Here is a 641-nt window from a genome sequence, read left to right as displayed (position 1 = left end):
TGCTTACGGCTCCCCGAGGCAGTATCGTTGTTCGCCACGTCCTTCTTCGGCTCCTAGTGCCTAGGCATCCTCCGTGCGCTCTTACTAGCTTAACCATTGCTCGTTGTGTGAAATTCTACTTTTCTCCTGCGTTGTATTCGGTTCATCCTGCCGTTCTCGATTCCATCAGTCATCACTTGCGTGATTTCATGAAGGGAATCTTCGAAAAGTCATGCTGAACTCGAAACAACTCCGTCGAAACATTAGAATGGATTCACATCAACTTCGCTTAAATTCGCTAAAGGATGTTTCATTCATTTCGCTATCCAGTTTTCAAGGTGCAATTAGGTGTATCAAACACCTGCTTGGCGACGTCCTACTCTCCCAGGACCCTGCGGTCCAAGTACCATCGGCGCTGGAGGGCTTAACGGTCGTGTTCGGTATGGGAACGTGTGGTTCCCCTCCGCCATCGCCACCAAACGGATGAATATTTGAAAGTTATTCGGGGCCCCCGAAAAGCAATCGGATTAAGCTGCAACGCTTAACTTCACTTTTTGGGGATCGAGAATTGTTCTCTCAAAACTGACAACGAGCGAGCAATAAACCTGCCTGAGTTTATTTTGCATGGAAGCATGCTTCCGATGTACGTTTCCTGCAGAAAC

2 rRNA genes are annotated in these 641 nt (G+C 48.0%); both read right to left on the bottom strand.

Annotation, left to right across the window (positions count from 1 at the left end):
* A 23S ribosomal RNA gene (locus GOM71_RS23650) occupies positions 1-95 on the bottom strand; the annotation flags it as partial.
* 247 nt (positions 96-342) lie between these two features.
* Positions 343-459 (bottom strand): 5S ribosomal RNA (gene rrf, locus GOM71_RS23645).
* Positions 460-641 lie beyond the last annotated feature (182 nt).

It is taken from the genome of Paenibacillus sp. NEAU-GSW1 (assembly GCF_009737085.1).
Taxonomy (GTDB): domain Bacteria; phylum Bacillota; class Bacilli; order Paenibacillales; family Paenibacillaceae; genus Pristimantibacillus.
This window is presented reverse-complemented; position numbering and strand designations above follow the sequence as displayed.